Genomic DNA, 19,740 nt, shown 5'->3' with positions numbered 1-19,740 from the left:
CGTGCACAGTCGACGACCCAGGATCACGAGGATCACCGTCGCGGGCCTGCTGCTGGCTGCGCTGTGCCTGCTCGCGCCCACGCGGGCCTGGGCCATCGAGTATGAGATCTTCATCGACGTCGATGACGAGGAGCAGCTCTACGAGCTCTACATCAGCGACCAGATCTCCGAGGACACCTTCAACACCCTGGTCGAGCTGCGCCGCCGGGGCGTCGACCTCAACGAGGCGACCCGCGAAGAGCTCTACTCCCTGCCCAACCTGACCTACGACGAGGTCGACGCGATCTTGGCCTACCGCGCCGAGGCCGGGGTCATCCACCGCCCGGCCGACCTCGCCGCCGCCGGGGCGCTGAGCGAGCGCAAGCTCGCGGCGATCTTGACCTTCATCGTGGCCAACGACCCGCGCAGCCGGCTCACGGCCACCCACGGCTGGGTCCGCTATCAGACCGCGTGGACGGCCGGCGACACCAAGGTCCCGCCCATGGCTCTCCAGGCCCGGGTCACGACCTTGCGCCACCTGACCGTGGGCGTGGCCGCGTTCTTGACCCGCCAGCGCCCGGGCAACCCGGTGTGGGATCCGACCCGCGACGCGCTGATGGCCGAGGTCGCGCGCCCGCGGGTCGCCGTGCCCAAGGCCTTCGCCCAGTGGGACACCTCGCGCTGGGGCGTGATCGTCGGCTCCTACCGCGCGGGCTTCGGCCAGCGCCTGGTCTTCGACACCAGCGATCGCTACACGCCCAACGGCTTTTACTTCGACGACGCGGTCTACCGTGACAACGACCTGGGCATCGCCTGCCGCGAGAGCGCCGGCGAGCTCGCGGTCTCGCCCTGCGCCGGGGCGGCGCGCTACAGCTACGAGACCAAGGACTTCAAGTGGCGCGACGGCCAGCGCGGCCTGGCGATCGGGGCCAAGCACCTCGACGTGCCCGTGGGCTGGCTGCAGCTCTACGGCTTCGGCTCGTGGCAGCGCCGGCAGATCTACCAGTACGAGCTCTACGACGCCGACGCCTGCTCGGACCCGCGCTCGAGCGAGGACGCCTGCTCGGCGCCGGCCTTCCTGGTCCTCGACGAGGACCAGGACGCGCTCGCGCCGACCTCGGCGCACAAGAGCCAGACCCTGCCCAACGTCTACGACGAGGTCCTCGGCGGGGCGAACTTCACCTGGTTCTACGACCGCCGCACCCACGTGGGCGTGACCGGCTACGGAGCCTCGGCGCTGTGGAACGTCGAGGGCGCCACGCTCGACTTTCAGGACTGGTCGTCGACGCCCTTCGGCGGGGCCTGGGGGGCCGTCGGCGTCGACATGGCCTGGGGCCGGCGGTGGTCGGACCTCGCCGTCGAGCTCGCGCGCAGCTTCGACTCGATGCAGCGCGTGGTCGGCAGCGACGCGGACTATGGCGGCGGCGGCTTCGCGGGCGTCGCTCGTCACACCAGCACCTTCGGCAAGCACGAGCTCGAGCTCAGCGCGCGCTACTACGACATCGACTACGCCAACCCCTACGCCGGCTCGATCGCCCAGGCCGACGAGTTCAACGGCAACCGCGCCCGCGACGAGGCCGGCGGGCGGGTGCGCTACATCGGGCGGATCGCCGACCGCCTCGACCTGCGCAGCGCCGTCGACTTTTGGGTCACGCCGAGCCGCAAGATCCCCAAGTTCCTCGGCTACGTGCGCAGCGACATCGACGTCAATTCCTGGTTCCGCCCGGGGCTTTGGCTTCAGTACCGCAGCTCGGACCTGCGCCCCGGCAAGACCGAGGGCTGCGCCGCGAGCGGGGGCCTGTTCGTGGTCATCGACGGCGAGGTCGTCTATCGCCCGAGCTTCGACTACGACGACCCCAACTACCGCTCGCGCTGCCTGGCCGAGAGCGGCCAGATCACCGCGCGCCTGGCCTTCAAGCCGATCAAGCGGCTGTCGATCACCGCCCAGTATCAGCACGAGGTCCTCGACGACGTGACCATCGACGGGCGCTCGCGCCAGGACGCGGCCGCCTACCTGATCGTGCGCACCAATCCCTGGCGGAGCCTGCGGATCGTCGGCCGCATGCGCTACCTCCACGAGGACATCAACCGGACCAAGTACTACGACGAGCCCGACTCCGACGACGCGCCGCGCGACGCGGATCGCTACGAGCAGTCGCTGTGGACCTACGTCGATCTGTCCTATGTGTTCAAGAAGGTGTTCCTGGCCCGGCTGCGCTACGACAACGTGCTGTGGCTCGACAACCGCACGAGCACCGAGCTGCGCACGCCCTCGCCGGAGCACCGCCTGCGCCTGGAGCTCGAGGTTCGCTTCTAGAGCGGCGATCAGCTTGAAGGCGCGCCGTCAGGTGCGTCTTGGCGGTTCCGTGGCTAGGAGCGAGGCCGAAGCTGTGGTGGACCCACTGCGAGCGCCGAGCGACAACGACCACGGGTCCGCCCAGATGTGCCTGGCGGTGCGAATTCAAACCGATCGCCGCTCTAGTGTGCGCGGCAGAGGACTTGAAGGGCCCCAGGCTTGGAGCACCGGCCGCTGACTTCGTTGCTCGTCAGTCATTTGTGCCCGACAAACTCCCTCCTCGCGCCTCGTCAGCAACCGGCGATCCGGCGCCTGGGACCCTTCAAGTCCTCTGCCGCGCACACTAGACCGCTTTGGGGTTGGGCTCACGCGCTCGACAGTCCGTCGAGGCCGAGCGCCTCGCCGGTCTCGAGCCAGGTCTTGAGCCCGCACAGCACCATGGGCCAGGCCTCGCGGACTCGGTCCAGCGTGGCCGCGCAGCCCTCGGGCAGCTCGTGCTCGAGGTCCAGGCGGACGACCTTGGTCGCGCCCTCGGGCACGCTCAGGCGCCAGCGCAGCTCGCTGCTCGGCTCGTCGAGGTCACAAAAGGCGAAGCTGTGCGCGAGCGCGGCCTCGGGCTCGCAGGCGCGGATCTCTCCGCGGATCGCCAGCACCCGGGACTCCGGCGAGTCGGGGTCGGGATCGGGGGAGTCGTCGTCTTCGCTGCGCGCGGGGTCGCCGAACATCTGCAGGGGCGCGCCGACCTCGAGTGTCGACTCGGCGCGGGCGCCCATGTAGTAGCGGCGAGTCTGCTCGCCCTCGGTGAGCGCGGCCCACAGCTCTTCGGGGCGGGCGGCGACGTAGAGGGTGTGGCGCAGGCTGATCATCGCGGCGGACTCTAGCAGCCCGTGGTGAAACCCAACACGACCCCCTCGCTTGGTCTTGCAGTACGCCTGGTGCAGCAGCGTTTTGGCTGTGCGCTGAATCCAGGCTCGGGTCATGGTGTGTCAGTGATCCAGGCCATGGGTCGGGCCGCTTCGTCTCGTCAGCGCAAAAAACATCGCTATTTTTTGTTGCGATGCAAGACAACGAGGACGCCCCGGTCACCCATGCCAAGGTCGTCGTCGTCGGTGCGGGCCCGGCGGGCTCGGCCACGGCGCTCCACCTCGCCCAGCTGGGCATCGACGACGTTGTGATCGTCGATTTACACGACTTCCCGCGCGACAAGACCTGCGGGAGCGGGCTCTCGCCCCGGGCGATCACCACGCTCCAGGAGCTGAAGATCTGGGACTCGATCGAGCCACTGACTTACCCGATCACGGATCTGCGCATCGTCACCCGCGACGGCCACGAAGCCCTGGTGTCGGCGGGCGAGAAGGCCGCGGCGGCGATCTGTCTGCGCCGTGATCTGGACTTCGAGATTCACGAGCGCTCGCTCGAGGCGGGCGTGAAATTTTTGCCGGGCTTCGCCGCCAGCGAGCCGATCGTCCGCGGAGATCGCTGGATCGGGATCAAGGCCCGCGATGGCCGCGAGGTTCGGGCCGAGTGGGTGGTGGTCGCCAACGGGGCGCACTCGACCCTGTCGACGGCCACGGGGCCCAAGCGGATGATCCACGCGATCATGGGCTGGTGGGAGGGCGTCGACTACCGCCCGCACACCGTCGAGATGATCTGGGATGACCTGACGCTGCCCTACTACGGCTGGCTCTTCCCCGAGACCGAGACCCGGGTCAACATCGGCATCACCTACCAAGACGATCACAAGCTCAAGAACGCCCGGCGGATCTTTCGCGCCTTCTTGGCCAAGCACTACCGCGACCGCCTCGAGGGCGCGACGCAGCTCGGCAAGTGGAAGGGCCACCCGATCGTCTACTCCTATCGCCTGGGCCACCTGTGGACCCCGGGGCGGGTGGTGGTCGGCGAGGCTGGACGCATGACGCACCCTGCGACGGGGGAGGGCATCTACCAGGGCATGCGCTCCGGCATGTTCGCCGCCGAGGCGATCCACGACGTCTTGGCGGGTCGGGCGCGGGAGCGGGAGGCCCTCGAGCGCTACGCCCGGCGCTGCGCCGCGACCTTCCTGCCCTCGTTTTGGGCGGGCGGTCTGGCCCGGGGCATGCTGCGCACGCCCTTCCTGGACATGATGGTCCAGGCCGGGAGCATGCCGCGGCTGCGCGACGCGACGGCGCGGATGCTCGCGCACCTGTGAGTCTGCGCAAATGTTCCGCTCCGAGCGCTCTACACCGCGGACAAAAAAGTCTATAAGTGCGCCCGCGATGAGGAAGCTCGACATCCGCCTTGTGGCCCTCGCTGGGGCCCTGCTGACCACCGCTTGCTTCACCCCGGCCGAGATCGAGGCTCAGCTCGCCGAGGCCCACGAGGGTGATGCCCACGAGGGCGAGGCCCACGAGGGCGAGGCTCACGAGGGTGAGGCCGAAGCTCCCGTTCCCGAGGGGATCGTGAACGCCCAGGGCAAGCAGCTCGGCGTCGAGGTCCCGGAGATCAAGTTCGAGGCGCCCTTCGACGGCGAGCCGCTGAGCAGCAAGACCGTCGCCGACAAGGTCGTGGTCGAGGAGTACCTCGTTGGTGACGGCGAGGTCGTGGTCGAGGGCAAGCAGGTCGAGTTCAGCTACACTGGCTACAGCACCGCCCACGCCCGCGCGATCATGGGCTCGCAGCTCAAGCCCGCGAAGCTGGTCCTCAACGACGCGGCCCGCGAGCAGAGCCCGATCTCCAAGGCCCTGGCCGACGGCATGTCGGGCATGAAGGTCGGCGGCAAGCGCAAGATCACCATCCCCGCCGCGCTGATCGAGAAGGACGCGCCCCCCAACCGTCCGCCCATGGGCGACATCGTGGTGACGATCGAGGCCATGGGCGTGTCCGAGCCCTTCGTGCCCCAGCCGGCCGCCGCCTACGAGGGCTCGCCGGTCCGCACGCAGAAGCTCGACAACGGCCTGGAGATCTACGACATCGTCGCTGGTGAGGGCCGTGAGGCGGCCGAGGGCGACATGGTCGAGGCCCACTACATCGGCATGCTCAGCGACGGCAAGGAGTTCGACTCGTCGCATGGCCGCGCCGAGGGGATGTCGGCGATGGCCGGCGGCGGCGGCGTGATCGCGGGCTTCTCTCAGGGCCTGGTCGGCGTCCGCGAGGGCATGCTGCGCAAGCTCGTGGTTCCGCCGGAGCTCGGCTACGGCGCGGCCGCCAAGGGCGACCGGATCCCCGCGAACTCCACGCTGGTCTTCCTGCTCGAGATCACCTCGGTGACCGAGGGCAAGCCGCTGCCGCCCGGCATGGGCGCGGGTGGCCCTCCCGGTGCGCGTCCGGGCGGCAGGCCTGGCGCAGGTGGTCCCGGCGCTGGCGCAGGTGGTCCCGGCAAGGGCGCTGGCGCAGGTGGTCCCGGCAAGGGCCCCGGAGCAGGTGGTCCCGGCAAGGGTGGCAAGGGCCCCGGCGCGGGCGGCAAGGGCCCCGGCAAGGGCGGCCCCGAGGGTGGCGAGAGGCCGCCCAAGCCCAAGGCGCCCGAGGGCGACGCCGGCTGAGGCCGGCAGCGTCGCTCGCCATCGAGCCCGCCCCGGCGACGCCGGCGGCGGGCTCTGTCGTTGTCGAGCGGCTCAGCCCAAGCTCGCGTCGAGGATCGCGGCGGTCACCCGGCGCTCGGCCGCGGACGCCAGCGCGGCCGCGCCCATGGCGTGGATCTGACCCATGCTCGGCGAGGCGTTGACCTCGAGGACCACGGCCTCGGCGGGGTCGCCGGCCAGTGGATCGTCGGACAGGGGCACGCGCAGGTCGATGCCGCAGTGGCGCAGGCCGATGAGCGCGGCGATCCGCCGGCACAGCGCGATCCATTTGGCGGGCAGCTCGCCATGGACCTCGGCGGTGCAGCAGCGGTTCAAGTTGAGGATCGTCGCCGGGAAGTCGAGGCGCAGGTCGGCCGCGGGGATCGAGGCGTCGTCGAGGGCGGCCGCGGCCAGGGTCGCGCGCCACAGCGGATCCTTGCGCAGGCGCTCGCAAAACTCCGGGGCGCTGGCGCGGGCGTCGGCGGCGGTGAGCAGCTCGAGGACCGTGGAGCGGCCGTCGCCGACGAGGCGCAGCGGCCGGCGCAGGTAGGCCAAGAGCAGCTCACCGTCGAGCAGGTCGACGCGCAGGTCGAGGCCAGGGAGGGCGCGCTGGACCAGGGCGAGCTCGTCCTGGGCCCAGACCTGCTCGAGGGCCGTCGGCAGCTGCTCGAGGCGCTCGACGAGGATCACGTCGCGGCCACGCGAGCCGCGGTTTGGTTTGACGACCACGGGCAGGCCCTCGCGCTCGGCGAAGGCCAGGCCCGGGGCGAGGCCGCGCTGCGCGGAGAAGCGATCGTGGCCGTCGGGCAGCAGGTGGACGCCGGGGGCGAGGCAGCGGGCGCTGGTCGGGGCCGAAAAGCCGTTGGCGCGCAGGACCGTGGCGGTGAAGAACTTGTCGGAGGCCAGGCGCGCGGCGGCGGCGTCGTTGACCGCGGACACGCCGGCGACCAGCACCCGCGTGCGCCCGCCCTTGCGCAGCTGCCACAGCCAGCGGGTCTCGGGATCGAGGCAGGTCGCCGTCCAGCCGAGCTCCGCGGCCGCGCGCAGGCGCATCTGGAGGATCGACGAGCGCGCGGCGTCGGGGGAGGGGGCGGTGTCGGGGGGCGACGAGGTGTCCACGGCGCGGGAGTCTGCCCGGACCACGCCCCTTCTGCTACCGTCGATCGTCCATGGCCCTCGCCCGCCAGCGCGCCCGCGTCCACGAATTGCTCGGGGCGGACCTGGTCCACAGCCCCTGGCTGCGCCGCCTGGGTCGGATCAGCTTCCTGGGCACCCTCGACGAGCACCCCCGCAGCCGCCGGGCTTCGACGCGCCTCGAGCACTCGCTGGGCGTGGCGGCCCTGGCAGCCGACGCCGCCGAGGCCCTCGCGCTGCCCACGGCCAAGGCGCGGGTGTTCGTCGCCGCCTGCCTGCTCCACGACGTCGGCCACTACCCGCTCTCGCACGCGGCCGAGCCGGCCTTCGCCAAGGTCCTGGGCGCGGGCCACCACGAGGTCGGGCGGTGGATCATCTTGGGCGCCGGCCCGATCCCCCGCGTCCAGTCCCTGGCCCCGCAGCTCGAGCAGCTCGACATCGATCCGGCCGTGGTCTGGGGGATCATCGATCGCAGCCCCGAGCTCCCCGCCGACTTCGCGCCCCTCGCCGAGCTGCTCAAGGCGCCGATCAACCTCGACACCCTCGAGGGCATCCAGCGCGCGGCCCGGGACTTTCGCGTCCGCAGCGTGCGGCTGCCCGAGCGCGTGTTCACCTGGGTCGGCGACGAGCTCGGCATCAGCCGCGCGGCCCTGCCCGCGGTCGATCGCTTCTGGGGCCTCAAGGACCGGGTCTACGATCAGGTGATCAACCTGCCCTCCAACATCCTGGCCGAGGCGCGGCTGTGCGAGCTCGTCGCCCAGGACATCGACGCCACGGTGCTCCACGGCCTCGAGGCCTTCGACGACTCGGCCCTGCGCCGGCGCCTGGGCGCCGAGGGCCTCGAGCGCGCGGCCCTGGTCGATCGTGACGACCGCGACTACGAGCTGTGGGTCCGGGCCGACTACGGCGAGCGCGTGGCCAAGGAGGAGCGCGAGCCGCTGATGGTCCGGGTTCGCAAGCGCTACTACGTCGACCTGGCGATCGAGCCCGAGGCCGGCCAGGAGGGCCTCGGCCTGTCGCGCTGGATCGAGCGCTACCGCCACGAGAAGACCCGCGCGTGGCTGGTCTCGCGCCGCCGGGATCAGCTGCGCCTGCCCTTGCCCTCGGCGGTCTTCGCCGAGCCGCCGGCCTCGGAGGCCCCGGAGATCTGATGGCCGAGGAGAGCTCCGCCGGCGCATCCGCGTCCCCGCCCTCGGCCTTCGCCGAGCTGCTCCCGCGCCTGGGCCTGGGCGTCGACGAGGTCCCGGCGATCCTCGCGGCCGAGCGCTACTCGAGGCTGCGCCAGGACGAGGCCCGCGCGCGCCTGGCCGGGCTGGACCTGCCCGACAGCGACGCTGGCGGGGCGGCGGCGGTCTTCGCCCTCGGCTCGCTCGGGCGCCTCGAGGCCTCGCCGGTCTCCGACCTCGACCTCGCCTTCATCTACGACGGCGATCGCCTCGCCAGCGCGCAGGCCGAGGACCTGCGCGCTCGGGTCATCGCGCGGCTCAGCGGCGCGGACGCTGGCGACTTCGACGTCCCGCAAAAGACCTTCGACCAGGCCGTGAACCTGCGGACCTTGACCCGCAACATCGGCGGCAAGAACGACAGCAACCTCAGCTTGACCTACCGGGCGCTGCTGCTCACCGAGGGCGCGTGGCTGGGCGGGGCCGGGCGAGCCACCAAGCACGCGATCTTTCGCGCTTACGCCGACGCGACGATCTCCCGCGGGCGCTTCTTGACCTCGCTGGGCAACGATCTGCACCGCTACTACCGGACCTTGTGCGTGGACTATCGCCACAAGGTCGAGGAGCTCGACAAGGGCTGGGGGATCCGCGTGCTCAAGCTCCGCCACAGCCGCAAGCTCTGGCACCTCGCCAACCTCGCCTTGCAGTGCTGGGCCTTCGACAGCATCGACGACGACGGCGACCGCGACGTGGCCCTGGGCGCGCACATCGGCTGGCCGTCGCTGCTGCGCCTGGCCGGCGCCCTCGAGCACTTTGGCGCCCCCGAGCTGGCCCGCGAGCCCTTCGCCTGCTTCGATCGCTTCTTGGCCGCGATCGCCCAGCCGCAGGTGCGCGAGGCGCTGGCGGGGCTGCGCTACGAGCAGCGCGAGCGCTCGCCCGTGTGGCGCGAGCTCGACGACAACGCCGACCGCCTCGACGCGGCCACGGCCGACGTGGTCGAGCTGCTCTTGCGCAGGTGTCGGCGCTTCTTCGTGCGTTTTTGCGTGCTGTGATGGAGCAGGGCAGGCGCGGCTCGGGCTGGTTGGTCGTGCTCGCGGCGCTGCTCTTGGTGAGCTCGGCGGGGCTGGGCCTGGGGTGGTGGCGGCTGGGCGCGCGCGAGGACGGCGGCCAGCGGGGAGGCGGCGAGCACAGCCGCGCCGAGCGGGGCCGCGTGCGCTCGGATTGGGGGCGGCGCTTCGGGCCGAGGGGGGCGCGCGCTCGGGTCAGCGGGCGGATCTTGGATCCGCGCGGGCAGGGCCTGGCCTTCGCGGAGGTCTGCGCCTTCGCCGAGACTTACCCGCTGCGCGGCCTCGATGATGGCGCGCCTCGCTGCGTCCGCGCCGACGCCAGCGGCCGCTATCACCTCGAAGACCTGTGGCCGGTGGAGACCCACATCCACGCCAGCGCGCGCGGCTTCATCGCTCAGCGGCGCAGGGATCCCGAGCACCCGCGCGCGCGCATCGGCCTCGACCTCGCCCCGGGCGAGCAGCGCGAGGACGTCGACATCCGCCTTCGTCGCGGCGGAGTTGCGATCCGCGGGCGGGTCCTCGACCTCGCGGGCGCGCCCCTGGCCGACGCCCTGGTCTGGGTCCTGGGCCCCGCCCACAGCACCAGCGCCGGCGTGGCCGTGACCCGCAGCGACGCCCAGGGCGGCTTCGAGCTGTGGGCGGCCCGCGGCCCGCGAACCGTGGTGGCCTGGGCCGGCGGGCAGGTCCACGGGCAGCGCGAGGTGCTCGCCCCCGACGAGGGCGTGGCGCTCGTGCTCGCGCCAGCGTCCGTGCTCGAGGGTCGGGTCGTCGACGCTCGCGACGGCGCCCCGGTGCCCGGCGCTCTGGTCTCGCCGGGCGGACACTTTGGCAGCGGCTACGACGTGCGCAGTGACGCCGAGGGCCGCTTTCGGATCTCCGCGCTCGAGCCCGGCGACTACCGGCCGGCGGCCAAGACCCGGGACCGCCACGGCCACGCCGAGACCCTGGTCGCCCTCGGCCTCGGCGAGCGCGTCACCGAGCTCGAGATCCGCGTGCGCCCAGGGGTCACGGTCCGCGGTCGCGTCGAGCTCGTCGAGAGCGGGCTGCCCTGCACCCACGGGAGCCTGCGCCTGCACAGCCGCGCGCACGGCGAGTACGCCGAGCTCGATCCCCGCGGCCGCGTCGAGCTGATCGGCGTGCCCCCCGGGCGCTACGCCGTGGCGCTCAGCTGCCGCGACGCGATCCCCCGCCCGCGCTACCCCGATCTCCTGGTCCGCGACGACCACGTCGGCGGGCTGCGCTGGGAGGTGATCGAGGGCCTGAAGATCCGCGGGCAGGTGGTCGACGAGCGCGGGCGGGGGATCCCCGGCGTGCCGCTGCGCCTGCGCGCGCGTCTTGGTGGCTCGGTCGCCGAGCTCGCCAGCCGCGAGGACGAGTACAGCGACGAGCGCGGCAACTTCGTGTTCGCCGGCCTCGAGCCGGGGCGCTACGCCATCGCGCTCGGTCCCTCCACCCACCGCCCCGGCCCGGCCGAGCCCGTGGTCGTCGAGCTCGGCGCCCGCGATCTCGACGACCTGCGCGTGGTCCTGCCGGCGGCCGCGAGCTTGCGCGGGCGGACCACGGACGCCGCCGGAGCGGCCTGGCCCGGGGTCGAGGTCGACGTCTGGCTGGTCGGTGACGGCGGCTTCGAGTCGGTGCGCAGCGATCAGAGCGGCCGCTTTCGCGTGGCCGCCCTGCGCCCCGGGCCGCTGCGCCTGAGCGCGGCGGCGCAGCCCGACGAGTGGTCGCCGCGGGTTCCTCTGGCGGTCCTCGGCCCGACCGAGCTCGAGCTGCGCCCGGGCGAGGTCTCGCGGGTGGCGCTGGCCCTCGCGCCGGCGGCCGAAGGGCGCGTCGAGGGCCGGGTCGTCGACGCCGCGGGGCGCGGGATCCCAGGGGCGCTCGTCGACCTCGTCGAGGTCCTCGGCCCCGAGCTCAGCGCGACCTGGCGGCGGGAGCAGTGGAGCTTCCCCGGGCCGCCGACGCGCAGCGACGCCGCGGGCTACTTCGCGTTCACTGGCCTGCGCGAGCTCGACTACATGGTCTTCGTTCACCGCCCGGGCGGCGGTGAGGCCATCGCTCGGCTGGTCTCGCCCGGCGACGAGCTCGAGCTCGTCGTCTTCGCGAGCGCGGCTTGCTCGGGGCGCGTGCGCCTGGCCGATGGCAGCGTCCCGGAGCGCTTCTCCGTGGTCCTCGAGGACGAGGCCGGCGAGGACAGGCTGCAGAGCTTCGACCTCGAGACCGAGGGCGCCTGGGCCCTGCGCGGCGTCCCGCCGGGGGACTATCGCCTGCGGATCTACACCGCGGCCGGCTACGGCGAGCGCTCGCTGAGCCTGCGCGCGGGCGAGTCCGCGTCTGGGCTCGACGTCCTCGTCAGTCCGCGCCCGCGGCTGCGCGGACGCCTGGTCGACCTCGACAGCCGCGCGCCCGTGGCCGATCGCAGGCTGTGGCTGATCAGCCGCAACGACTGGTCCGAGCGAAGCGTGCCCGTGGAGACCGACGCGGACGGCCGCTTCGAGCTCGAGGGCGCGCCCCCTGGCCCGGTGTCCCTGCGCATCGAAGGCGGGCGAGGCTATGGCGCGCAGACCATCCCCATGCGCATCGAGGCGCACCCGCTGGACCAGGCGCTCGGCGAGCTAGCGATCGTCGCCTCGCGCCTGGGCGAAGGACAGCGCCCGGGCGAGCTCGGCTTCGCCCTCGAGCTCGGCGCGCGCTTCGGCGAGCGCCGGCGCTTCGTGGCCATGGTCGACAGCGTGGATCCGGACGGCCCGGCGGCGCGGGCGGGCCTGCGCCCCGGCCAGGTGATCGCCGCGATCGACGGCCACAGCCTCGACAGCGTCGACCGCTACCTTCGGCTGACCGAGGTCCCCGCGGGCGCGAGGCTGGCGCTGCGCTTCGACACGGGCGAGGCGCTCACGCTCGTCGCCGAGTAGCGAGCGTCGCCCCGAGCGGAGCACCTCGCTGGTCAGCCGCGGAGGCATCGGCCATGCTGTGGCCGTGCCCTTGCCCCGCAAGCTGACCAAGTTCGTGAAATTCGCCGGTATGGGCCTGGGCGCGCTCGTGCTCGCGTTTTTGTGCCTGTGGCTGAGCGCCTGGGATGCCTACGGCGCCGCGGCCGAGGGCGAGCGCCTGGAGCGGATGCACAACTCGCCCCAGTGGACCGGCGAGGGCTTTGGCAACCGGCTCCCGCGGGTCGACGGCTCGCCCATGGCGATGCTCCGCAAGTCGCTCTTCGCCGGCTCCTCGGTGGCCAGCCCAGACCAGCCGATCGCCGCCGTGCAGACGCGCCACGGCGAAGAATTCGTCGCGCCCCCGGACTCGGGCCTGCGCGTGACCTGGCTGGGCCACTCCACCTTGTTGGTCGAGATCGACGGCGCCCGCGTGCTCGTGGATCCGGTGTTCGGCCCGCGGGCCTCGCCCTTTTCCTGGCTCGGCCCGGCCCGCTTCTACGCCCCGCCGCTCCCCCTGGACGAGCTCCCGGCCATCGACGCCGTGCTGATCTCCCACGATCACTACGACCACCTCGACTACCCCACGGTGCGGGCGCTGGCTGATCGCGAGATCACCTGGATGGTCCCGCTGGGCATCGGCGCGCACCTCGAGGCCTGGGGCGTCCCGCCTGCGCGAGTCGTCGAGCTCGACTGGTGGGAGGACCACGAGCACGCCGGCCTGCGCTTCACCTGCACCCCCGCGCGACACTTCTCGGGCCGCTCGCTCTTCATGGCCGACCAAGACGCCACGCTGTGGTCCGGCTGGGCCGTGCGCGGCCCCGAGCACGCCGTGTTCTATAGCGGCGACACGGCGCTGCACGACGAGTTCGTGGACATCGGCGCGCGCCTGGGCCCCTTCGACCTCACGATGATCGAGTCCGGGGCCTACGACGGCCTGTGGTCCGACGTGCACCTCGGCCCCGAGCAGGCCGTGATCGCCCACCAGCTCGTCGGCGGCGCGGTCATGCTGCCCGTGCACTGGGGCGCCTTCGACCTCGCGCTGCACGGGTGGACGGAGCCGATCGAGCGGGTGCTGGTCGCCGCCGACGAGGCCGGCGTGCAGGTGGTCTCGCCGGCGCCCGGCGGCTCCGTCGAGCCGTCGACGCCCGGGGAGCTGGTGCGCTGGTGGCCAGCGCTGCCCTGGCAGGGGGTCGAGGAGGCGCCGGCGTGGTCGACCTCGGTCGAGCACCTCCAGGCGGGGATGCGCTAGGAGCCCGTGGTGAAACCCAACACGACACCTCGCTTGGTCTTTTCGCCGAGGGCTTTGTCGCCAAAACTGGCAGTACGCCCGGTACAGCGGCGTTTTGGCTTCGCGCCCTCGGCGAAAATCCCGGCGCGAGGAGCCGCGCTGGGTTCCACCACGGGCTCCTAGCGAGCTTGGCGATCAGCTCGCGCGTCGCGTTGCCAGCCAGTCATCGATCTTCCCCACCGCCCGAGAGGTCGCCGCGAGCAGCGGGTTCGACTGAAACACGTGCGCCTGCTCCTCGAACACCTCGAGGCTGACCTCGACACCCGCCGCCTCGGCTGCGCGGGTGGCCGCGCCCGCCTCGTCGAGGAGCACGTCGTGCCCACCCACCTGGATCAGCGTCGGCGGTAGCCCGGTGAAGTCGCCGAAGAGCGGAGAGACCCGCCATTGCCGGCGGTCGAGCTCGCCGGCGTAGTGGCCGGCGGCGTACTCGAGGCGCGGGCGCTGGAGCATGACCTCGTGCTCGGCCATGCTGTCGATGGACGCGGTGCTCATGCTCAGGTCGACCCAGGGCGAGAGCAGTAACAGGCCGCGGGGCAGCGGCTCGCCGCGCTCGCGCAGCTCCATGGCCAGGGCCAGCGCGAGGCCGCCTCCAGCCGAGTCGCCGCCGACGATGGCGTGGCGCCGCGTGGCCTCGGGCAGGGCCAGCCACGCCGCGCGGGCGTCCTCGAGCGCGGCGGGGCAGGGGTGCTCGGGGGCCAGGCGGTAGTCCGGCAAGATCAGCTCCACGCAGCAGCGGTCGGCGATCCGCGCGGCCAGGCAGCGGTGGGTGGACGGCGCGCCCATGATGTAGCCGCCGCCGTGGAGGTAGAGGATCGTCTGCTCGTGAGGCGTGCGCTCGAAGGGGCGGATGCGCAGCGCCTGGACGCCGCCGAGCTCGAGGGCGTCCTCGCGGTGCTCGGGCATGGCGATCTCGGTCATCGCCATCATCCGGGTGAAGGTCGCGCGCTGCTCGGAGATCGGCTGCGAGATCGAGAGCCCGCCAAAGACCTTGCGGAGCTTCTCGAGTCGCGCGCGTTGGGGCTGGTTGCGGGCGGCGGACATTGGCTTCAGCTTCGCGTCAGCAGACGCATGACCAGGCGCTCGAGGGCCGTGGGTGACAGGCCAGAGGCATGATAAGCCAGCTTGGCCTGCCACCCCACGGGTCGGTGAACCCGCCGCCAGCGGCTGGTCGCGGCGGTGTAGACCGCCGCCGCGACATCGCCTGGCTCGAGGTGAACGCCGAGCCCAGCTTGGGCCCTGGCCATGCGCGTGTTGGTGAGCAGGGCCGTGCGCACGAAGATCGGCATCACGTCGCAGACCCGGATGTCGTGGGCCGCCCACTCGACCTCGAGGGACTCGGTCAGCCCGCGCACCGCGTGCTTGGTCGCGGCGTAGCAGGCCATCTCGGGCACGCCGTAGATCGCCGAGGCCGAGGACATGTTGATCAGCCGGGCGCCCGGGGTGTCGCGCAGGTAGGGGAAGGCCGCGTGGGCGACCTCGATCACCCCCTGGAGGTTCACGGCGATCATCCGTCGCATGTCGACGGGGTCGAGGGCCTCGAAGCGACCCACCGACATGATCCCCGCGTTGTTGACGAGCACGTCGACGCGACCGCCAGCGTGCGCCTCGAAGTGCTCGAGGGCCGCGCGGATCGACGCGGGATCGCAGACGTCGAGGTGGGCGTGACAACTGCTGCCGCCGGCTGCGCGCGCGTTTAGCTCGCGGGCCGTGGACGCGAGGGCGTCGGCGTCGAGATCGTAAGCGCCGACGCGCCAACCCGCGGCGGCGAAGCGCAGCGCGCAGGCGCGCCCGATGCCTCGCGCAGCGCCGGTGATGAAGACGGTCCGCGGAGTCGAGGGCGAGCGGTCCATGGCGGGTCGAGTGTGACATGGGCGCAGGGGCGGGTAGACTCCCGACGAGCATGAGCGCCCCCCGCCGCATCGTCGCCGCCCTCGTCCGCCACGGCGACTATCACCAGCCCGAGGGGGTTCCGAGCGCCATGCTGCCGCATCCGCTGACCGAGCGCGGCCGCGAGCAAGCCTGGGCCCTGGGTGCCGCGCTCCACGGTGAGGCCATCGGCCACGGCCTGCACCTCGACCCGGTGCTCGACGCCTCGGCGCTGCTGCGCGCCACCGAGACCGCCAACTTGGCGGCCCAGACCCTGCGCAGCATGGAGAGCGATCAGGACTTCGAGGTCGAGGAGTTCCTCGATCTCGCGGAGCGCAGCACGGGATCGGCCGCCAACCTCGACGTCGAGGCCATCGCCGCCGCCGTCGACGCCGACCCGCGCCTCGATCCCCTCCCGCCGCGCTGGAAGAGCCACCCGCGCTTTCGCCTGCCCATGCCCGGCGCCGAGTCGATGATGCAGGCGGGCGCCCGGGTCGCCGCGCACATCGAGGCGCGGGCGCACCAGCTGGCCCTGCACGCCACCCGCGACACCCTCAAGGTCTTCGTCAGCCACGGCGGCGCGCTGCGGCACGCGGCCGTGTGCATGGGCGCCCTCGACCTCGACGAGGTCCCCGGCCTGTCCATGCACCACTGCGGCTTCGTGCTGCTCGAGCTCTTCCACAGCTCGCCCGAAGCGCGGGCGGCCGGCGCCCCCGGTCGCTGGCAAAAGATCGGCGGCCAGTGGAAGGTCCGCCCCGCCGCGCAGGCCCGCGACTGAGTCACCCACCCCCCAGCATCATGAGCAACCCCGCCCTCGCCTTCGTCGTGCCCTCCCACCGCCAGCGCAGCGCCTTCGTGCCCAACTACCAGGGCGAAAAATTTTGCGAGATGCCGCTGCCTCAGACCAGCGAGGCGTGGCCCAAGTTCGAGGGCGCGCGCATCCGCAATCTCGCCGGCGACCTCTACGACGCCGACCTCGACCTGCTGCGCGGGCGCATTGGCCACAAGCCCTTCGTGTGGCCCAACCGCACGCTCTACTTCTTCTCCGACGTCCACGCCGACGCCGACGCCTGGCGGCGCTCGCTGATCGCCAGCGGCGGGGTGCGCTGGCTCGGCGAGGCCGACGACGCCTACGAGCTGACCGAGGAGGGCGAGGGGGCGCTCTTCGTGGTCGCCGGGGACTGCTTCGACAAGGGGCCGAGCAACCTGCGGCTGCTGCGGGCGATCAAGATCCTGATCGACAAGGGCGCCGACGTGGAGATCCTCGCCGGCAACCATGACCTGCGCACCCTCGTGGGCCTGGCCTACATGGGTCGCAAGGAGCCGCGCTTCGCCCACCTCTTCGTGCGCATGGGCAAGAAGACCATGACCTTGTTCGAGGAGATCCGCCGCGAGTACATGCGCGAGGGTCAGACCAGCGCGCTGAGCGATTCGCAGCTTCACGACGCGCTCTTCCCCGACGAGGCGTGGTTCGAGTCCTTCCCCGAGCAAGCCCGCGGCCTGGTCCCCGACAAGAAGATCACCAAGGAGCTCGCCCGGATCCGCGAGAAGATGGTCGAGCTCCCGCGCAAGTGCGCCGCCCTGGGCATGACCTTGGGCGACATCCACTACGCCGCGCAGCTGGCCCGCGAGCTGTTCTTGGACCCCGCCGGCGAGTTCCACTGGTTCTTCGAGCGCATGGACGTGGCGCTGCGCTGGGGCTCCTTCTTGATCGCCCACGCCGGGGTCGACGACGTGACCGCCGAGATCGCCGCCAACGAGGGCGTGTTCGGCCTCAACACCTGGTTTCACCGCCTGCTCTCCGACGACCCCTTCGAGCTCTATCACGGCTCCGTCGGCAGCATGTTCCGCACCAAGTACCGCGAGATCGACCACCCCTTTACCCAGGTCGGCGTCGATCACATGTACCAGGCCGGCATCTACGGCATCGTCCACGGCCACCAGAACATCCTCCGCGGCCAGCGGGTGCTGATGCGCGAGGGCCTGCTCAACTTCGAGTGCGACTGCTCCGTGGACATCAACACCCGGCGGATCGAGGGCCTCGCGGGCCCGGGCGGGGCGACGGTGATCTTCCGCCCCGACGGCGTGGCCCTAGCCATCAGCGCAGACTACCCGCACGTCAAGGTCTTCGACGCCGCGCGGGTGTTCCCGATGCTGACGATTGTGTGATCGCCCCGCGTCCGGGGGTACAATCTGCGTGAGGACCAGCCATGAGCAGCGACCAGACGCAGACCGAGAGCCCCGAGACCGAGACCTCCGAGACCCCCGCCGTGTCCGCGGACGCCCTCGACCTGTCCGCAGGCGATGAGGGGGAGGGGGACGAGGCCGGCGACGAGGGCGAGGACAAGAAGTCGAAGAAGGCCAAGAAGGACAAGCCCAAGAAGGTCAAGGTCGACTTCGAGGCGTCGATGCCCCGGGCCGAGGCCGTGTCCTACTTCGAGGCGATCATCGGCGGGCTCAAGTCCGGGCGGCTGGAGTTTCGCCAGGAGGGCGACACCTTGGTGCTGAGCCCGCCGGACCAGCTGGAGATCGAGGTCAAGGCGTCGCGCAAGGGGGACAAGGGCAAGGTGGTGTTCGAGATCGAGTGGAGCGAGTCTGGCGGGGGGCTCGAGATCCTGAATTAGACCCCGCGCGCTGCCGGCCCCGCTACCTCGCCGGGGCCGAGCGCACGCACGCACGAGTCGAGCTCAGGGTCCGAAGCGGTCGCCGCCTCGCGCCAACGCGGCGGTGTCGTACCAGCGGAAGTACTCGTCGATCGCGGCAAAGGAGGGCAGCCCCCCGCTCGAGAAGCCGGCAGGGTAGATGTCGAATTCGGGATCGATGGCGACGACGACGAGCTCGCTGGGGAAGGCCTCGTGCCAGTTGTGGGCGTCCGCGATGGACACGGCGGTGTCGCTCGAGGGGCCGTTGAAGAGCACGGTGACCCAGCTCAGCTCGCCGGCTTCGAGCTGATCGCGGAGCACGGCCCAGGGCGCGAGAGTGTTCCTGCCTTCGTTGGTGGAGATCCACTCGGCGATGCTTTTGCAGGGATCGCACCAGGCCGCGGAGGCGTCGAGGAAGATCGGCTTGTCGCCGCCGAGGGTGCACAGATGGAAGGCCTCGCCGTCCTGGTCCACGCTCACCCAGTGTGGCGCTTGCTCGCCGAGCACGGCCGGGCCGGGAGCGTGGATTGGGAGGTCGTCACAGACGTCGATCCCGGGGCCGGTCACGGTGCCTTCGAGCGCCTCGCCGAGGCCCTCGACCTTGCTGGGGACAGCGCTGCGATCAAAGGGCGGGCCGTCGCCGAGCTGGCCGCGGTGGTCCGCGCCCCAGCACCATAGCTCGCCGCCTTCGATGATCGCACAGGCGTGCCAGCTGCCCACGGCGATGGCCGTGGCGGGGCCGGGCAGACCGACGACCGCGGCCGGCGTGGGCTGATCCCCGCCGAGCTCGCCGCGACCGAGCTGGCCGTCGAGGTTGTAGCCCCAGCAGTCGACCTCGCCGGACTCGAGCAGGGCGCAGCTGAAGTCTGCGCCAGAGGCGACCTGGGTCGCGGTCTCGGGCAGAGCGACGTCGATGGGGACGCCGCTGCCGTCGAAGTTGCTCTGGCCGAGTTGGCCGTGGTCGTTGGTCCCCCAGCACTGCACGCCGCCGGACTCGAGCAGGGCGCAGGCGTGGAAGTCACCCATGGCGATGGCTTTGGCCGGGCCGGAGAGCTGCGCGGGCTCGCCCGGGGTGTAGAGGGTGGAGCAGTCGTCGGACTCGAGCTTTCCGATGCCCAGGGTCCCGAACCAGCACTGGCCCCAGCACTGGACCTCGCCGGACTCGAGCAGGGCACAGCTCGAGCGCTGCTCGGCCTGGACGGCCACGGCCGGGCCCGATTGCCCGGTCAGCGCCACGGGGGTGTCGGGGTTCACGAAGTCCTCACCGTCGCCGACCTGGTCGAACCAGTCGCCGCCCCAGCACCACAGCGAGCCATCTTTGTCGATTGCGCAGGTCGAGGTCGTGCCGGCGTCGATAGCCGCGACGGAGGAGCCGAGCGCGTCGACTTGGATGGGGGCGGCGCGATCGAGGCGGCCGTCGCCGTCGCCGAGCTCACCGAGGATATCGAGGCCCCAGCAGGACATCACGCCCGTCGAAGACAGGGCGCAGCTGTGGCCGCCGCCAGCCGAGATCGCGGTGATTTCACCTTCGAGGCCGACGACGGTGGACGGGTAGGCGCGGTCCTCGAAGGGCTCGCCGTTGCCGAGCGCGCCCGCGCCGTCGGCTCCCCAGCACTGCACGAGACCGGACTCGAGGCGCGCGCAGCTGTGGCGAGAGCCGAGCGCGATCTCGACGACCACGGCCTCGCTGGACTCGCCGGTGTCCGAGCTCGTCTCCGCGTCGCCGATCTCGTCGTCGCCTTCGAGGCCGCCCTCGTCGGAGCAGGCCAGCGCGCAGGTGATGGACAAGGACACGATCACGCGCCCGAATTGGGAATGCCGAATGTCATGCATGTGGAGAAT

15 protein-coding genes are annotated in these 19,740 nt (G+C 71.9%); 10 read left to right on the top strand and 5 right to left on the bottom strand.

What is annotated here, in order from left to right; all coding sequences use genetic code 11:
• Nucleotide 1: 1 nt before the first annotated feature.
• On the top strand, nucleotides 2-2,296 hold the full coding sequence (locus tag G6O69_RS36575; RefSeq protein ID WP_172301311.1) for a hypothetical protein: 2,295 nt from the start codon (nucleotides 2-4) through the stop codon (nucleotides 2,294-2,296).
• Nucleotides 2,297-2,640: 344 nt separating this feature from the next.
• On the opposite strand, the gene G6O69_RS36570 is transcribed toward G6O69_RS36575, so the two are convergent.
• Nucleotides 2,641-3,141: an SRPBCC domain-containing protein gene (locus G6O69_RS36570; protein WP_172301309.1), complete on the bottom strand. Its 501-nt coding sequence runs from the start codon at nucleotides 3,139-3,141 to the stop codon at nucleotides 2,641-2,643.
• 191 nt (nucleotides 3,142-3,332) lie between these two features.
• On the opposite strand from G6O69_RS36570, the gene G6O69_RS36565 reads away from it, so the two are divergent.
• Nucleotides 3,333-4,463, top strand: a complete 1,131-nt coding sequence (locus G6O69_RS36565; RefSeq protein WP_172308091.1) for an NAD(P)/FAD-dependent oxidoreductase — start codon at nucleotides 3,333-3,335, stop codon at nucleotides 4,461-4,463.
• A 67-nt stretch (nucleotides 4,464-4,530) separates the two neighbouring features.
• A complete protein-coding gene (locus G6O69_RS36560) occupies nucleotides 4,531-5,793 on the top strand; it encodes an FKBP-type peptidyl-prolyl cis-trans isomerase (protein WP_172301303.1) in 1,263 nt (420 codons plus the stop codon).
• A gap of 72 nt (nucleotides 5,794-5,865) precedes the next feature.
• Here the strand turns inward: G6O69_RS36560 and G6O69_RS36555 are convergent, their stop codons facing one another.
• Nucleotides 5,866-6,954, bottom strand: a complete 1,089-nt coding sequence (locus tag G6O69_RS36555; protein WP_172301301.1) for a hypothetical protein — start codon at nucleotides 6,952-6,954, stop codon at nucleotides 5,866-5,868.
• 26 nt (nucleotides 6,955-6,980) lie between these two features.
• Between G6O69_RS36555 and G6O69_RS36550 the strand changes: the two genes are divergently transcribed.
• From G6O69_RS36550 to G6O69_RS36535, 4 genes are all read left to right on the top strand, one after another.
• The gene (locus G6O69_RS36550) at nucleotides 6,981-8,096 is read left to right on the top strand and encodes an HD domain-containing protein (protein WP_172301299.1); all 1,116 of its coding nucleotides are present in this window, start codon (nucleotides 6,981-6,983) and stop codon (nucleotides 8,094-8,096) included.
• Entirely contained in the window at nucleotides 8,003-9,160 is a 1,158-nt protein-coding gene (locus tag G6O69_RS36545; RefSeq protein ID WP_176396528.1) for a DUF294 nucleotidyltransferase-like domain-containing protein, read from the top strand. The genes G6O69_RS36550 and G6O69_RS36545 overlap by 94 nt, the downstream gene beginning before the upstream one ends.
• Nucleotides 9,160-12,084, top strand: a complete 2,925-nt coding sequence (locus tag G6O69_RS36540; protein WP_172308090.1) for a carboxypeptidase regulatory-like domain-containing protein — start codon at nucleotides 9,160-9,162, stop codon at nucleotides 12,082-12,084. The genes G6O69_RS36545 and G6O69_RS36540 overlap by 1 nt, the downstream gene beginning before the upstream one ends.
• A 64-nt stretch (nucleotides 12,085-12,148) precedes the next feature.
• Nucleotides 12,149-13,351: an MBL fold metallo-hydrolase gene (locus tag G6O69_RS36535; protein WP_346017133.1), complete on the top strand. Its 1,203-nt coding sequence runs from the start codon at nucleotides 12,149-12,151 to the stop codon at nucleotides 13,349-13,351.
• A 174-nt stretch (nucleotides 13,352-13,525) separates the two neighbouring features.
• Here G6O69_RS36535 and G6O69_RS36530 read toward each other — a convergent pair whose 3' ends face one another.
• Together G6O69_RS36530 and G6O69_RS36525 are read right to left on the bottom strand one after the other, a co-directional pair.
• Nucleotides 13,526-14,431, bottom strand: a complete 906-nt coding sequence (locus G6O69_RS36530; RefSeq protein WP_172308089.1) for an alpha/beta hydrolase — start codon at nucleotides 14,429-14,431, stop codon at nucleotides 13,526-13,528.
• 5 nt (nucleotides 14,432-14,436) lie between these two features.
• Entirely contained in the window at nucleotides 14,437-15,240 is an 804-nt protein-coding gene (locus G6O69_RS36525; protein WP_172308088.1) for an SDR family oxidoreductase, read from the bottom strand.
• Between the two features lie 50 nt (nucleotides 15,241-15,290).
• Here G6O69_RS36525 and G6O69_RS36520 point away from each other — a divergent pair, with 50 nt between their 5' ends.
• The 3 genes from G6O69_RS36520 to G6O69_RS36510 are packed head-to-tail and all read left to right on the top strand — an operon-like array spanning nucleotide 15,291 to nucleotide 17,880.
• Nucleotides 15,291-16,034, top strand: a complete 744-nt coding sequence (locus G6O69_RS36520; protein ID WP_172308087.1) for a histidine phosphatase family protein — start codon at nucleotides 15,291-15,293, stop codon at nucleotides 16,032-16,034.
• Nucleotides 16,035-16,054: 20 nt separating this feature from the next.
• Nucleotides 16,055-17,425, top strand: a complete 1,371-nt coding sequence (locus G6O69_RS36515; RefSeq protein WP_172308086.1) for a metallophosphoesterase family protein — start codon at nucleotides 16,055-16,057, stop codon at nucleotides 17,423-17,425.
• Nucleotides 17,426-17,466: 41 nt separating this feature from the next.
• The gene (locus G6O69_RS36510; RefSeq protein WP_172308085.1) at nucleotides 17,467-17,880 is read left to right on the top strand and encodes an amphi-Trp domain-containing protein; all 414 of its coding nucleotides are present in this window, start codon (nucleotides 17,467-17,469) and stop codon (nucleotides 17,878-17,880) included.
• A 63-nt stretch (nucleotides 17,881-17,943) separates the two neighbouring features.
• Here G6O69_RS36510 and G6O69_RS36505 read toward each other — a convergent pair whose 3' ends face one another.
• Complete coding sequence (locus G6O69_RS36505) at nucleotides 17,944-19,731, bottom strand: RCC1 domain-containing protein (protein WP_217909988.1); 1,788 nt, start codon at nucleotides 19,729-19,731, stop codon at nucleotides 17,944-17,946.
• Nucleotides 19,732-19,740: the final 9 nt, after the last annotated feature.

The sequence above is a fragment of the Pseudenhygromyxa sp. WMMC2535 genome (genome assembly GCF_011083025.2).
The sequence above is the reverse complement of the archived record's forward strand: the minus strand, read 5'-3'. Positions and strand labels throughout refer to the sequence as shown.